Origin of the sequence: Pseudomonas sp. IT-P294, from assembly GCF_949767865.1 — a bacterium.
Taxonomy (GTDB): domain Bacteria; phylum Pseudomonadota; class Gammaproteobacteria; order Pseudomonadales; family Pseudomonadaceae; genus Aquipseudomonas.
The window spans coordinates 415,310-429,745 of sequence record NZ_CATKQW010000033.1 but is presented as its reverse complement, the minus strand read 5'-3'; the positions used below and the strand labels follow the sequence as shown (position 1 = coordinate 429,745).

At 48.7% G+C, this 14,436-nt stretch carries 11 protein-coding genes; 2 read left to right on the top strand and 9 right to left on the bottom strand.

The window, feature by feature from the left end; all coding sequences use genetic code 11:
* Positions 1-177: 177 nt before the first annotated feature.
* Together cysD and cysN are read left to right on the top strand one after the other, a co-directional pair.
* The gene (gene cysD / locus ACM6I0_RS20990) at positions 178-1,098 is read left to right on the top strand and encodes a sulfate adenylyltransferase subunit CysD (protein ID WP_414923336.1); all 921 of its coding nucleotides are present in this window, start codon (positions 178-180) and stop codon (positions 1,096-1,098) included.
* Entirely contained in the window at positions 1,098-2,990 is a 1,893-nt protein-coding gene (gene cysN / locus ACM6I0_RS20985; RefSeq protein ID WP_414923155.1) for a sulfate adenylyltransferase subunit CysN, read from the top strand. The genes cysD and cysN overlap by 1 nt, the downstream gene beginning before the upstream one ends.
* Before the next feature lie 144 nt (positions 2,991-3,134).
* On the opposite strand, the gene ACM6I0_RS20980 is transcribed toward cysN, so the two are convergent.
* The 9 genes from ACM6I0_RS20980 to ACM6I0_RS20940 all read right to left on the bottom strand — a co-directional run bounded on the left by ACM6I0_RS20980 (position 3,135) and on the right by ACM6I0_RS20940 (position 14,435).
* Positions 3,135-3,578, bottom strand: coding sequence for a hypothetical protein (locus ACM6I0_RS20980; protein WP_285435775.1), 444 nt, complete (start codon positions 3,576-3,578; stop codon positions 3,135-3,137).
* 26 nt (positions 3,579-3,604) lie between these two features.
* Positions 3,605-4,687 (bottom strand): glycosyltransferase, encoded by a 1,083-nt coding sequence (locus tag ACM6I0_RS20975; protein WP_285435776.1) that lies wholly within the window; start codon positions 4,685-4,687, stop codon positions 3,605-3,607.
* Positions 4,687-5,643 carry a glycosyltransferase gene (locus tag ACM6I0_RS20970; RefSeq protein ID WP_285435777.1) on the bottom strand — a complete coding sequence of 319 codons (957 nt, stop codon included), beginning with the start codon at positions 5,641-5,643 and terminating at the stop codon, positions 4,687-4,689. The genes ACM6I0_RS20975 and ACM6I0_RS20970 overlap by 1 nt, the downstream gene beginning before the upstream one ends.
* Positions 5,643-6,299 carry an acetyltransferase gene (locus ACM6I0_RS20965; protein WP_285435778.1) on the bottom strand — a complete coding sequence of 219 codons (657 nt, stop codon included), beginning with the start codon at positions 6,297-6,299 and terminating at the stop codon, positions 5,643-5,645. The genes ACM6I0_RS20970 and ACM6I0_RS20965 overlap by 1 nt, the downstream gene beginning before the upstream one ends.
* 116 nt (positions 6,300-6,415) lie before the next feature.
* A complete protein-coding gene (locus ACM6I0_RS20960; protein WP_285435779.1) occupies positions 6,416-7,600 on the bottom strand; it encodes a glycosyltransferase in 1,185 nt (394 codons plus the stop codon).
* Entirely contained in the window at positions 7,587-10,316 is a 2,730-nt protein-coding gene (locus tag ACM6I0_RS20955; protein WP_414923154.1) for a glycosyltransferase, read from the bottom strand. Before ACM6I0_RS20955 ends, ACM6I0_RS20960 begins: the two co-directional genes overlap by 14 nt.
* Positions 10,309-11,394, bottom strand: coding sequence for a DegT/DnrJ/EryC1/StrS family aminotransferase (locus tag ACM6I0_RS20950; RefSeq protein WP_285435781.1), 1,086 nt, complete (start codon positions 11,392-11,394; stop codon positions 10,309-10,311). The genes ACM6I0_RS20955 and ACM6I0_RS20950 overlap by 8 nt, the downstream gene beginning before the upstream one ends.
* A 30-nt stretch (positions 11,395-11,424) precedes the next feature.
* Complete coding sequence (locus tag ACM6I0_RS20945) at positions 11,425-13,560, bottom strand: sulfotransferase (RefSeq protein WP_285435782.1); 2,136 nt, start codon at positions 13,558-13,560, stop codon at positions 11,425-11,427.
* A complete protein-coding gene (locus tag ACM6I0_RS20940; protein ID WP_414923153.1) occupies positions 13,557-14,435 on the bottom strand; it encodes a sulfotransferase domain-containing protein in 879 nt (292 codons plus the stop codon). The genes ACM6I0_RS20945 and ACM6I0_RS20940 overlap by 4 nt, the downstream gene beginning before the upstream one ends.
* Position 14,436: the final 1 nt, after the last annotated feature.

Sequence of the window (14,436 nt, the reverse complement as noted above, 5' to 3'; positions counted from 1 at the left end):
GTTGACGCACAACAGCTCTCTGATGCGCTGCAACGCCTGCAAGCGCATATCGCCAAGCCCATTACCCTCTTCCCAAGCGGTCGACTGGTTGCCGTGTGCAGACACACCCGTGCACCCGAGAACGTTGAACTGGGACTATTAAGTTATCCGGCTGCTCAGTCCGAAAGCGATTGCTGCATGCCTGTCGATTCGTTGAAGGTGCGTACCCCACACCTCAAGCGTCTTGAAGCTGAAAGCCTGCAGATTATTCGCGAGGCTGTCGCTGAAGCCGAGAACCCAGTCATGCTCTATTCCATGGGCAAGGACAGTGCGGTGATGTTGCATCTGGCCCGCAAAGCGTTCTACCCGTCGCCGCCGCCCTTCCCGCTCCTGCATGTCGACACGCGCTGGAAGTTTCAAGAGATGTACAGGTTTCGCGATTGCATCGCTCAGAAAAGCGGTATGGATCTGCTCGTACACGTAAACCCGGACGCCATCAGCAAAGACATCAACCCTTTCGATCATGGCTCGGCACTACATACCGATATCACCAAGACCAAAGGGCTCAAGCAAGCGCTGGATCATTACAAGTTTGACGTCGTGTTTGGTGGCGCGCGCCGAGATGAAGAAAAATCCCGGGCAAAGGAACGCATTTTTTCGTTCCGCACCCAAAGCCATCAATGGGATCCGAAACAACAACGGCCCGAACTGTGGAATATCTACAACACACGCAAAAACCAGGGCGAGAACATTCGTGTCTTCCCACTCTCCAATTGGACAGAAGTCGATATCTGGCAATACATCTACCAGGAAAACATCCCGGTGGTGCCCCTGTACTTCGCCAAGGAGAGACCCGTTGTCGTGCGCAACGGCATGACAATCATGGTCGACGATGAACGCATGCCCTTACTGCCTGGAGAAAAGATTGAAGCCAGACACGTGCGCTTTCGTACCCTTGGCTGCTATCCCCTGACTGGAGCCGTGGAATCGAATGCCACCACTGTCGCCGAGATTCTGCTGGAGCTGCTCGGTTCCGGCAGCTCCGAGCGACAGGGGCGAACCATAGACAGTGATACTTCGGCGAGCATGGAAAAGAAAAAAAAAGAGGGTTATTTCTGATGGCACTTAAAGCGCAAACAACAGCCACCGACATGCCCTTGTCCATTGAGACTTACCTTGAACAGCAACAAGACCAGGACCTGCTGCGTTTTATAACTTGCGGCAGCGTGGACGATGGTAAAAGCACGCTGATCGGACGCCTGCTATGGGACGCCCAGCACCTGACCGACGATCAACTGGCAGTCCTCAAAAACGAATCAAAAAAATTCGGCACCCAAGGATCCGAAATCGACTTCGCCTTGCTGGTCGACGGTCTGTCAGCGGAACGCGAACAGGGCATCACCATCGACGTGGCTTATCGATATTTCGCCACCGCCAAGCGCAGGTTCATCGTTGCCGACACCCCGGGCCACGAGCAATACACGCGCAATATGGTGACCGGCGCTTCAACTGCCGACATGGCCATCATCTTGATCGACGCCACGCAAGGTGTTCTGACCCAGACTCGACGGCACGCTTACCTGGCATCGCTGATGGGCATTCGCCAAGTGGTGCTTGCGGTAAACAAAATGGATCTGGTCGGCTATGACCCCAGCACCTTTCAACACGCTGTCGACACATTCCAAAAGTTCGCACACACACTGGGCTTTGATCGAATCACCTCAATACCGGTCAGCGCGCTCAAGGGCGACAACATCACGCAGCGCTCGGCCAACACACCTTGGTACTCCGGGCCGACGCTAATGGGCTTGCTGGAAACAATCGAGATCAACACTCCCGAATCCGAGCGCCTGGTGTTTCCGGTGCAGTGGGTCAATCGACCTGATGCTTCGTTTCGTGGATTCAGTGGCTATGTCGGTGAGGGAAAGGTCAGTGTTGGCGACGAAATACGCGTCACCCTCTCCGGCCACACGGCAACCGTAACTGAAATTGTCAGCATGAACGGCCCGATGCAGGAAGCTGTATTTGGCGATGCGGTAACCTTGAAACTCAGCAAGGAAATTGACGTCTCCCGGGGCGACATTATTTCCCTGAGCCAACGCCCGTTGGAAACGACCGATCAGTTCGAAGCAACGTTGGTGTGGATGAATGAAGAGGCTGGCCTGCACGGTCGTAACTACGACATCAAACTGGCCACGCAATGGGCCTCCGCGTCGATCACCAACATCAAGTATCGGGTAGACATCAATACCCTCGCCCATGAAGCCTGCACCCGGCTGTCGCTCAACGATATCAGCGTGTGCACGCTGGCGATCAGCAAACCATTGGTTTACGACAACTTCCAGCACTCGAAGACACTCGGCAGCTTCATCCTCGTTGATCGCATCAGCAATGCCACTGTAGCTGCGGGGATGATTACCCACAGCTTGCGACGTGCACAAAACGTACATACACAAGTGCTGTCGATTTCGCGAGAGAACCGCGAAAAACTCAATGGCCACAAGGGCAAGGTCATCTGGTTTACCGGCTTGTCCGGCTCCGGAAAATCGACACTCGCCAACGCATTGGAAGTCGAGTTGCACGCCAGTGGCTATCGAACCTATCTCCTGGACGGTGACAACGTTCGCCAAGGACTGAACAAGGATCTCGGTTTCACTGATGCAGACCGCGTGGAGAATATTCGGCGCATCGCCGAAGTGGCCAAACTGATGATGGATGCCGGGCTGATTGTCATGACGGCGTTTATTTCACCGTTCCGTCGGGAAAGGCAAATGGCGCGAGAGCTGATAGGGGAAGAGAACTTTGTCGAGGTGTTTGTCAGCACGCCGCTGGAGGTGTGCGAGCAGCGCGATGTGAAAGGGCTTTACAAGAAGGCGAGATCAGGGCTATTGCCTAATCTGTCGGGAGTGGGGAGTCCTTATGAAGCGCCGGAGGCCGCTGACTTTGAAATCAATGCAGGACAGACGGAACTTGATAAGGCGATTGCTCAATTGATGCGGAGCATTACATAGTAATTGAACAACCAGACATCAAACAAACACCCCGAACACCGGGGTGTTTGTTTCTGGGTAGGAGGACGCGGAAACCCCATCCCCCCTCAAATCAATCCACCCAGCAATGCCGCGATTCGCACGCCAGCGCTCAAGCGTTATTAATCAACCCTTGGATTTAATATCAAACTTCGATGGACTGGTGCACGCAAAACGGCTGATGCCTTCTTGCTGGATAATCTTCACGGTGTAAACGCCGGACTTCAAAGCACTAATGTCTACGACACCGTTAAACCCGGCCATTTCCAAGTCTGGCTTGGCAAAGGCTTTGACTACATCCGGACGCGAAGAGCGAGTCAAAGGCGCAGTTATCGCCACATCGCCACCTGAGGATATGATCTGGATAGAAACGTCTTTAGGCACTGTACCCGCCGCCACATTATAAGCCCAACCCCACACTTCAAATGGCGCAGCTGCCGATAGTTTGGCTTCATTAGCCGGACTGTCCAAAGAACAGAAATTGTTGGCTACGATATCTTTCGGCTTGCCTGAATCGCAGGCAGCAAGAAGACCGAACACAGCAATCGCCGGCAAGTACAAATAGCGCATAACACTTCCTTTATGTATTTTCATTTTCAATAATCACCACGCCTTAAAAGTCTTTTCAAGGCGTGCCTGGCACCTAGTGTTTTGTCGCTAATCACGGCCAAAAATTTCGGACGCAATACATCAATTTCGCCCATTTTAGCCTGAAACCATTGCCCATCTACTCCATATGCCTCGTCAAGAACCCCTCGGTACTCAGGGCGATCGAGCAAATGATGGAGCTTGATGATCCCAATCATCCGATAGGCCTTCCCAATAGCAGGATTTGGACTAAAAAACAGCAAAACCTTTTCAATGTCAAGGTGAATCGAGCTGGGTATTTCAGGATACCTCAACAACTCGGAAAATCCATCCTTGAGAAGTTGCGCTTCAACATCCTGAAAAAATGTCTCGGCTATCAGATAATGTTCATTCATCGTACGAATGGAATTCGTCACCGACAACGAACTAACACTCTCGCCCGGCACCACCCGAAAGTTAATTAACTCGCGCTCTGAAACATGGATGGGGTAGCGTTTTACCAGCCTGATCCACATATCATAATCGGGCAGTTGTCGGAGACTATTGCTATACCCACCCAGCTCTTCATAACACTTACGCCGGATCAACATTGTTGGATGGCAAATACAATTACCATGATCCAGAAAGTAACGCAGCCATCCACCTTGAGTTCGATTCCCTTGATCAAACACCGAACCGAATGGCAAACTTTTCTTGTTGACGTCATTTCCATGTTTGTCAACAAAACGGGCCCGACCAAAACTCGCACCCAAACGAGGGTCCGCGCGAAGAATGTCGAGTTGATAAGCCAACTTGTCCTCGCCCACCCAGTAGTCATCAGAATTGATGAGTGCCACAAATTCACCGGTGGCACGCTCAATCAATTCATTTGTGACAACACTCGCTCCTCGATTAATCGGATGTGGAAAAAAACGAATCCTGGCGTCTTTAAACGATTCGATAACGTCCCGAGTAGCATCGCTTGACCCGTCATCGGCTATCAGAAACTCAAAGGAGACACCGCGCTGCGCCAATACGCTGGCGATAGCTTGAGCGACGTAAGCGGCATGGTTATAGCTCGCCATCACCACGCTGATTACCGGTGGCATCATTACGTTCGCCCTCGACGGGCAATCTTCATGAGCAACCGGATGATCACCGGGGGCATGAGTGCCCGTACGACGGTGATAATAATAGGCGGTAAGAAGTCATGCAGCCTCGCCAACAGCGAGAGCGCCGGCCGCAACTGTTTTCCGGCCAGTCGCTCGCCACGCGCCAACATGATGACTGCACGCAAATTCTGCTCCAGACGGGTGAATTCTGCGTGGTACTTTTGCTGGGTGAGCCTGTCGTAATCTGGAATCAAGTCCAGTTGCAGCTGTAGCTTTTCTACATGTGCGAAATTGGACCACGCGCCGTCTGCATGAATGCGATAGACAGACATTGGCTCTTCGATAAACCCGATCAGACTGCTGCTGGCCACGCAGATATTAACAATCCAGTCGTAAGACTTGAGTTCGAACAGCTCGGCTGGCAAACGATCCAGAGCGGTCTTTCTATACAGGCATGTAGAAAAATTGCCCACCAGATTATCCGCGATAAGATCGCGAGCAGCCAACAATCGATGTCCAGTACCAATTGTTGTTCGCTCAGTGAAGGTCGAACTTTCTTCATAGAACACAAGATAGTTGACGGAGCAAAGATCGCACTCCCAGTGCTCATTCAAAAACTCGACTTGCCGTGAAAGTTTTCTTGGGCTTATCCAGTAATCGTCTCCCTCCAACACAGCAACATACTGCCCGGTGCAGGCGGTGAAACCACGCTGGTAATTTCTGGTGATGCCTAAGTTGTTGCCTGACAGATATTTAAACGTAAACCGTGAATCGACGCCATCGTAAGCGCGGATACGTCTCAACGTATCATCCGTCGAAGCATCATCTGCGACCACCAGCTCAATAGGACCTGAATAGTTCTGCTTGAACAGCGACTCCAATGCCCGATCAATGTAAGACTCATGATTATAAGTCACGAGCAGGACCGACAAACCGAAGTCTGGATAAACTGACATTACTTCACCATTGGCCTGGCAGGGTTGCCCACCACTGTTGTGTAAGGTTCAACGTCTTTAGTAACAACGGCCCCCATTCCGACAACCGCCCCCTCTCCGATCAGCAGAGGTTTACCGTGTCGTCCTTGCTTGATCAACGCGCCGGCCCCAATGTAAGCGTGATCACCGATAGAGACGTTACCGTTGCACTTGACGCCAGGTGCGAAGGTTACATAGTGCCCGATCACACAATCGTGGGAAATATTGCACTGGTTATTAGCCTGAAAGAAACGACCAATCCGGACGTTTGACGTAATGATCGTTTGCTCCGAAATCATGCAGCCTTCGCCGATTTCGTTGTCATCCAGCATCGTCACACTGTTTGCGACCAGCGAAAAAGGCTCGATTTTCTGAGCGATGCAGACCTCAGCAATCCTCTGACGAACTTTTGAATCACCAATTGCCACGTTAAAGCGCTTGGTTCCCTCCAGCTTGAAAAAAGATTTCAGGCTAATCGTCCGATACCCGTTTATCTCGGTTTCTTGCTCCAGGTTCTCTACGACGAACAGTAATTGGGCATTCAATCCGGCTATCTTGCCCTGGAGCATCGAACGCAACATTGGCATTACTTCCCTGCCATGGCCACCAGCACCAATCAAGCCAAAATAGGTATTCATAAAATTCTGCATTCCATTCTCAATGGATAGGGTGCGGGGACGAAAGCATTCGCTGGAAACCGCTTAACCATACGCCCTCGCCCCTCTAGACCCAACCGCCATCAGTTCCGCGCGTGTTAATTCTGACGCACTGCATTAACCAACCGGCGGGCAATTCGCTTGAGATAGCGAAGTGAGCGAAACAGCAAGGTCGGCAAGTTATCGCCCTGTCCACCTAATCCGACACTAGGGCCCGCGACTGGGGCAGGTGCGCTGAGGGCATGCATCATATAGTGACCGAACCCCGCCTGCCCGGTCAGCCGGTAGAAATCGAACACGTTGAACATGTACTCATCGCGCAGTACCCGCTCAAACTCTGGATCGGTGAGGTTCTTTATGCATAAAGACAGACCAGCAGCCCTGCCGGCGGCGTGGGCGAAGGTACTATCGAGTAGCAGAAACAACCTTTCGCACTGCAGCCTTGCCGGTGTGGGTGGCACTCCCTTGAGACGAAACTCTTTACCGAACCCCTCGATAAAAATTTCATCCGAAACGCCATCGAAGAACGAGCCAAATATTTCAACCAGCTCTGTCAAATTACGTGCTGAGTTCTCAGGCGAGACGGCGCTGGTATTATTTCCATCCCGAAGATGCGCGACAAGGTTCTCTTCAACGATATGAATCGGGTATTTTTTTACCAGTCGAATCCACATGTCGAAATCAGGCAGCTGTCTCAACCCCGGATTATAGAAGCCCAGCTCATCGTAGATTTCCTTGCGCGCCAGCATGCTTGGGTGACATATACAGTTGCCATTAAAAAAGAAATGCCGCAACCATTCACCCTGGCTACGGTTTGGCTGTCTAAAGACATCATTCCATATGGCCTCGGCTCCAGATATCTCTCGCCCCTGATCATCAACCAGGTCCGCCCAAGTAAAACTGGCCCCCAATTGTGGCTGAGCTTCCAGGATTGCTACCTGTTTGCCGAGCTTTGATGGATACCAGGCGTCGTCCGAATTTAACAACGCAATATACTTTCCGCGCGCCTGCTTAATCAGGAATACCAGATTACCGACTGGACCCAGATTTTTTTCCTGCTTGAAGGAACGTATGCGCGGATCATCAAAACCGGAAATCACATCCCAACTATTATCCTGAGACATGTCATCTGAGATCAGGAGCTCAAAATCAGCAAAGCCCTGCCGCAAGATGCTGTCCACCGCTTTGCTGATGTACTTTGCATGATTGTAGGATGGCACCACAACGCTAACTAATGGCACCGGGCCCACATTAACCGAAGTATCACTTTCAATTGGAAGCATAGTTGCCTTTCCACATACGGTATAATTTTTTAATCGGGCCTGGGCAAATTTTTCGCAATACATTCCAAAGGAGTGAAGTGGTTTGCACAGGAGCCTCCGCCAACACTTCAGGGCTCTCTAAAATATCAGCAGGTACTGTTTCGTCGTTAACAGACAGCTTACTATTTAACGTATTAAATGGAAAGCGTTCCGCGAGTGGAGTCTCTTCAAGCTGGATGATGACCTGTTGTAATAACTCGATCCGAGGAGTCATTTGAGCATCTAGACTATAGAGTTCACGAATTTTTTGAGCACCACGCTCGCCAAGTTCTCTCAACGCGTCAGGTTCGGAATAGTAGCTCTCAACTTTGTCAACAATCGCCATTAGATCGTATCTAATGAGCACAATATCTTCACCGTCGGTAAAGCGTCCACTGGCAGAGTTGAACTCATCAATTGCAAAGATCGCAATACCGCGTAAACCAGCTTCGGTACAACTGGCCGTAGGAAATCCATCAAAAGAGCCAGGAAAAATCTTTCCGCTGATATTGGGTGACATAATAATATCCATGTCACTGAAGAAAGCATCAAACTGATCCGGATTCAAAGAACCGTGAAAAGTTATACGATCGCTGAACGTACTGACGTCAATCACACGCCTATCAAAAGGACCGACCACATGAAAGTAAATATCGTCATGGCGCTGACGCAGTATGCTTGCCACATTTACAAAAACGTCATAGCCCTTATCCTCGCCATACGCCGTGTACTTGTGCGCCATGAAGCAGATATCTAAACGAGATTTACCCAACCCCCACCGACTCTTGCCCTGAAAACTCTGCTCGACACGATTCTCGGGCATCACAACGCCAAAGATCATCTGAACTTTTTCGGCTGGGCACAGATTACGATGAACTATGTAATCGTAGGTGACCTGCTGGGTCACTATAACTTTTTGGAAACAAGGCGAATCAAAGACCTGCTTGAGCTTCCGGTCACAGTCTGGATTGTTTAGGACAAACCCGGCGCCTGGGTAAAGTGTAAATACAAAAGGCACTCTTTCTGCTTCTACATAGGGCAGTAGTGCATATGCATTCGTCAGAAAATTCACATAAAGCAGTTTTCCGAGACGGAGCGGAAACTGTTTATTATAAATCATTACCTGGCTGCCCAACTCTGGATATTGTCGCTGGTAGCTACGAACGACGTCCTTAATCGGAGTATCTTCCAAAACGGGCAACGAGGCTCCGGAAGTCAAGACCAACGACTTCTCAAACGCACGCAAATAGGAAGTGAATTCTGTATAACGAAAGCCGCTTCTTGTCGAGGGAAAAACATCATCAAAAACGACGAGATCCAATTTATTCGACGTATCTGAATATTTTTCATCTAGCAGGCAATACAACTTATTACTGTATTCCTGAAACCCCTCATCATAACTAAAGTCTAGGAAGGCGTTGTAATCGGAAATATGCTCAAGCAACGTTGTAATCTTATCTACGTCACGACGAGCACTCCATTCACCACCGCCATGCTGACGATAAATGGAGAGTGGCTTCTTCAGATGCGCAAGTGTTCCGAACTGTGCACAATAAAGATTGAAGAACCAATCAACTGTGTAAAACTGAAACAGTTCACGCGGAATGACGCTAATAAGCGCACCATGATAGAAACAGGCGCTAAAATTACCGATAAGATTATTTTCAGCCAGTTGAACGCCATCTATACCGTCGGCGACCAAATTTTCATGATCAGCAAAAACCTTACGGGACAAACCATCAGCCGCACATAGCTCAATCGTGTTAAACGACATAACAGCTTTAGGCCGAGCACTCAGGAAGTCTATGTGTTCCTGAACGCGGTTTTCCGAACTCCAGAAGTCATCGCCCTCGCAGAAGGTCAGATAGTCACAGCCTTCAGCAAGTCGCAGCGCCGTCGCCAAGTTGGCGACAACTCCAACATTCTGTTGATTTGCGTGAAACGCTATATCCAGATGCTCATATTGTTTATCTGAAATAAAGGCGTTTACGATCTGTGCAGTTCCATCGGGAGACGCGTCGTCGATGATGACAACTCGCAAACGGAAACGTCCTTTTTGATGCAATACCGACTGCAGACACTCAGCAATAAAGCTTTCGTGTTTAAAGGTCAAAACAATGACCGTCACAAGCGGCAGATCAATGTCGACCGAAAGAGCCAACTGGCGCTTTCGATCGAAAGACAACTTCCTGCGAAACAAATCAACTTGATATCGCATACTGCGAATTGGTCGATCTCCGTCTACCTGAGCAAATATCAGGAAATCTGGAGTTTCCAGTACGGCCTTAAATTTACCGGCAAGGAGTCGATCAACTTCGACCGAACTACTACCAGCTTCAATGCAAATGACTCCTTTTCGCGACAGGAGGTCAAAAAGTTTAGTGATGACTGACGAACTGGCAACCTGTAAAGCTTGCGCATCAAGATAGAAGAGATCGATCTTTTTATTTTGCCGAGAGAACTGTTCAAGCAGGAACTGTGCCTCGACTCCAGAGCCAGTCCCCTTCAAAACCAGGGGCTGCTGAAGTGCGAACTCGCGCATGAGAAAATTCAGCAAAGCAAGCTTGTCATCTTCATTCAAGTGTTCATCTTTGAACGAGTCAATGAAAAACTTATCACTCATGGTGCTGTATGTAATGGTGTCGCCACTCATTACCGCAGGTTCGTAAATTCCATTTTCCATGCTTACTTTATCCATAACTCAGTTCCTGGGTAACAAATCTACAAATCATATCCACTTCTTCAACAGAAAGTGTGTGATAAAGTGGGAAACAAAGAACTCTTTTAGAAATATCCTCCGCAATAGGCGCACTTTGCCCGCTTACGTAAGGGAGATTGGTCAACGATGGATAAAAATAACGACGCGGGAAAATATTATTGAGATTGAGTAACTCGACCAACTTTAGAAGTTTTTCTTCGCTTTCGAGTACGACCGGAAAATAGGCATGATTATATTCCGTCTTCGCGATAATCTGCTGAAACTTGACAGGCAACCCTTCAAGATTCTGCATGTATCGCTCTGATAATTTACGACGTACTGCCAGCACCTCGTGAGTATATTTGAGATTACATAACCCCATGGCAGCATGAAATTCGGAGTTCTTCCCATTGATCCCCACACTGCCGAACTCAGTGGCTGAAGAGTGCCCAAAGTTCCTCATCATCGACATTTTTTTATGGACAACAGGGTCGGTGGTTGTAACAGCACCGCCTTCGACAGTATGGAAAAGTTTAGTCGAATGAAAGCTGCAGGTCGAAACATCACCGTAGGAAAGAAGTGACTTCCCCTTATACTTGGTTCCGAATGCATGAGCCGCATCATAGATCACTTTCAGGTTATGCTTTTTTGCAATAGCGCCAATAGCTTCTACGTCACACGGATTACCAAAAACATGAGTCGCCAAAATGGCTGTCGTCTTACTGGTAATTGCCTGCTCAATTTTCGACGCATCAATATTCAACGTATCTGGACAGATATCCACCATCACTGGCTGACAGCGCTCCCAAACGATACTGGAAGTCGTCGCCACATAACTGAAGGGAGTGGTGATAATTTCACCCTCCAGTTCAAGTGCCTGAATAGCAATTTGAATCGCAATGGTGCCATTCGTCAGAAACAATAGATGATCGACATCTAGATGCTCTTTCAGCTTGATTTCTAACTCATTCAGCAATGGACCATTGTTGGTCAACCATTCCCGAGCCCAAATCCCAGCTAAATATTCCTGAAACTCCGTGTAAGGAGGCATAAACGGCTTGGTAACGGTTATATTCATAAATAAACTAAAACTCAGAACATTGAAATTTTACTTATTCAGCAAACTCTTTAGCTTTCCACACCAAGAGTTCCTAAGCCCGGTAAGCTCTACTTCTAACTTCCCTATATTGCTTCTTGCATTTTCAACTTCCTCTTTGAGCACAGCGTTATCAATCGTCTGTGCTTCAATATTTTTCGAGAGCTGCTCGACCAAATTTCTACATGCAGCCAGGTCCTGCTCTACGAGCTGAACGTGCCTGGACCGCATGCTAAGTTCCTGTTCTAGTAAGATACCTTGATTGGTCTGGACATCAAGATTATTCGAGAGTTGAGTAATCAAGTCTCCCCGGGCTGCCCAATCACGCTCCACTAGCTGTATTTGCTCAACCTGATCAACCAGCTGCTGCTGCAGTTGCACGTTATGGTTAACCTGCGCCTCCAACGTCGCCGAGAGTTGACCGATCAAGTCCCCACGAGCCTCCCAGTCACGCTCTAGCGAGTGAATTTGTTCCGCCTGTTTGGCCCAATCCTGCTCCAGTTGTGCGTTATGACTGACCTGCTTCTCCAGCGAATTCGAGAGCTCGCCGATCAGATCTCCGCGAGCTGCCCAATCTTGCTCTACATGCCGTATGTGCTCTATCTGATTAACCAGCTCCCGCTGCAGTTGCGCATTATGATTGACCTGCGCCTCCAACGTACCAGAGAGTTGGCCAATCAATTCCCCACGGGCCGTCCAATCTTGCTCTACATGCCGTATGTGCTCTGCCTGATTAACCAGTTCCTGCTGCAGTTGCGCATTATGATTGACCTGCGCCTCCAACGTACCAGAGAGTTGGCCAATCAATTCCCCACGGGCCGTCCAATCACGCTCTATTGACTGGATATGCTCGGCCTGCGTTACCAATTCCTGCTCAAGTTGACCGATATGACTGACCTGCGTCTCTAGCGTATTAGAGAGCTCACCGATCAAATCTCCGCGGGCCACCCAATCTTGCTCTATCAACTGGTTTTGCTTAACTTGCGTTGCCAGCTCTTCATGGAGTTGAGCGTTTTGGTTCGCCTGCGCCGCCAATCTATCGGAATGCTGCTCGATCAAATCTCCGCGCGCGGCCCAATCCAGCTCTACAAGATGGATATGCTTGGTCTGCCTGGCCAATTCATCTTCAATAACGGATATATGAGCAACCTGACACTCATTAGCGTCCAAAAGACGGGCATTCGTCTCCGCGCGCGTAGCCAGGTCCCGCTCCAGAGCATTGAAGCTATATTCCTGATGATATTGAAATATGTCAGTTTCGGCCCCATCCACTTGCTCCACTTCGTACTCGTAATGAGTAAGCCAGCTTGCAATTTGTGGAGGCAACGGAGCATGAAACAAATCCTCCGACCGCCGCCAGGCTCCGACGTTCTCCGAAAAACTGGTGGAGTCTTTCCGAAGTCGCCAATCGGTGTAGAACTGAGATGAGACCGTTTTCATATCAAACTTGCAGAACTGATCGTAATCAATCAGATTTTTCGGATCCAACATCACCGGATCAAAGTTGACACCCAAAAACTCGCAAATACGGCGCATTTCAAATTCGGTATTCGTCACCAAACTCTCGTATTTAACCTCTAAGTAAGTATCAGCACTTAAATAAAAGGCCGCATCCAGGGCAATCTTCTTGATTTCTCTTTGCCATCTGGCCAAGTTAATTCGTGGCGATACATGCCACCAAGGTGTCCTGGAAAACGATAGTGCAACGTCTCGCCCATCTCGAATCATATGAACGAATTTGGCTTTGGGAAAAAACCTGGAAACCAGATCCAGCCGCTGTCCATACCACGGCGTTTGCTCAATCAGCCATTTTTTCCCATAAGACTGGGCAATCGCAGAATAGAATGCTGATAAAAAATTCACCGCTGAATTCTTGGGCGTATCTTCTCTTAGGCAAAACTCACGATAATCGAAGAACAAATCGAGGTTGTGCGGGCATCCTTGTTCAATGATGGAAGCCAACAACTCACCATCAGGCTCGGACTCCCCTGCCAATGAAAACTCTTCGAACAGGCGATTACCGTTGCCCGAATACTCAAATAGCAACTGAATCTCTGGAGGCACACAAATATCGGCATGGCTGTTTAGCATTTGCCCCAGCCAGGATGTGCCGCACCGTCCGGTACCGATTATAAATGCATTATTCATAGGGAGAGCCAAGAAGGATTCCAGGGATACTCCTTACCAATGAGCGAAAATAATTTCTGATTTGGCTCACGGTATAAGTCGTACAATTTCAAAAACACTTGGGAGTGCGTATCAACTGCAACATCCTCATAGTCACCTTTATTACTAATTTTTTGCGCAATCCCGGAATCAAGATCAGATTCAATTTCAAGAAAATCACAAATTCGGCTTATGCTCCCGGCAACATCCCTACCAAACTCCTCCTGCTCTAAAAACAAAAAATCCTCAAGACTGTAAAATTCCAAAAAACGCAAAATTTGTTCGTAATAAAACCCACGACGAACAAAACTTGGCTCTTCATTCGATGAACACTGCTGCCGCCTTGTCAAATCATCATTGACACACTGTTCAAAGCTCGGAAATTCTTCGGCATATAGCAAATCACGAAGCGCCTCCATCGAGCCGGCATTGGTATTTTTTATAAAAGTATCGTAGATATAATCTGCAGTCTGCCTATTACCATTAAAACTTCTAAACATATTCCAAGCAGAAAAGCAGCGTTTCACCGGATCCCGGAGCATCACGATAAACTTCATCGATCCGAAATTATTATATATCCGCCCAGGCACTTCTCGCATATATATATACGAAGGGGTCGCCTCAAATTTCTTGGCACCGACCTTTGCATTGAAGAAATTCAAATACCACTCATTGCCTTTTTGATAGTTAAAGTCATTATCAAAAAAATGAAGCTCTTTTGACGACGAGCCCGCAAACCCCTCCAAACTATCTAACACATCAAACAACGCGGTTGTTGCCGATTTTTGAACGCCCAAAATCAAAAAATCCGGGCGATTTGGCGTAGTCAAACAACTTAGGGGCGGCATGCCGTGCATC

Coding starts and splice junctions, on each gene's coding strand:
- cysD (WP_414923336.1), top strand. CDS start 178: ATGCCTGTCGATTCGTTGAAGGTGCGTACCCCACACCTCAAGCGTCTT.
- cysN (WP_414923155.1), top strand. CDS start 1,098: ATGGCACTTAAAGCGCAAACAACAGCCACCGACATGCCCTTGTCCATT.
- ACM6I0_RS20980 (WP_285435775.1), bottom strand. CDS start 3,578: ATGCGCTATTTGTACTTGCCGGCGATTGCTGTGTTCGGTCTTCTTGCT.
- ACM6I0_RS20975 (WP_285435776.1), bottom strand. CDS start 4,687: ATGATGCCACCGGTAATCAGCGTGGTGATGGCGAGCTATAACCATGCC.
- ACM6I0_RS20970 (WP_285435777.1), bottom strand. CDS start 5,643: ATGTCAGTTTATCCAGACTTCGGTTTGTCGGTCCTGCTCGTGACTTAT.
- ACM6I0_RS20965 (WP_285435778.1), bottom strand. CDS start 6,299: ATGAATACCTATTTTGGCTTGATTGGTGCTGGTGGCCATGGCAGGGAA.
- ACM6I0_RS20960 (WP_285435779.1), bottom strand. CDS start 7,600: ATGCTTCCAATTGAAAGTGATACTTCGGTTAATGTGGGCCCGGTGCCA.
- ACM6I0_RS20955 (WP_414923154.1), bottom strand. CDS start 10,316: ATGGATAAAGTAAGCATGGAAAATGGAATTTACGAACCTGCGGTAATG.
- ACM6I0_RS20950 (WP_285435781.1), bottom strand. CDS start 11,394: ATGAATATAACCGTTACCAAGCCGTTTATGCCTCCTTACACGGAGTTT.
- ACM6I0_RS20945 (WP_285435782.1), bottom strand. CDS start 13,560: ATGAATAATGCATTTATAATCGGTACCGGACGGTGCGGCACATCCTGG.
- ACM6I0_RS20940 (WP_414923153.1), bottom strand. CDS start 14,435: ATGCACGGCATGCCGCCCCTAAGTTGTTTGACTACGCCAAATCGCCCG.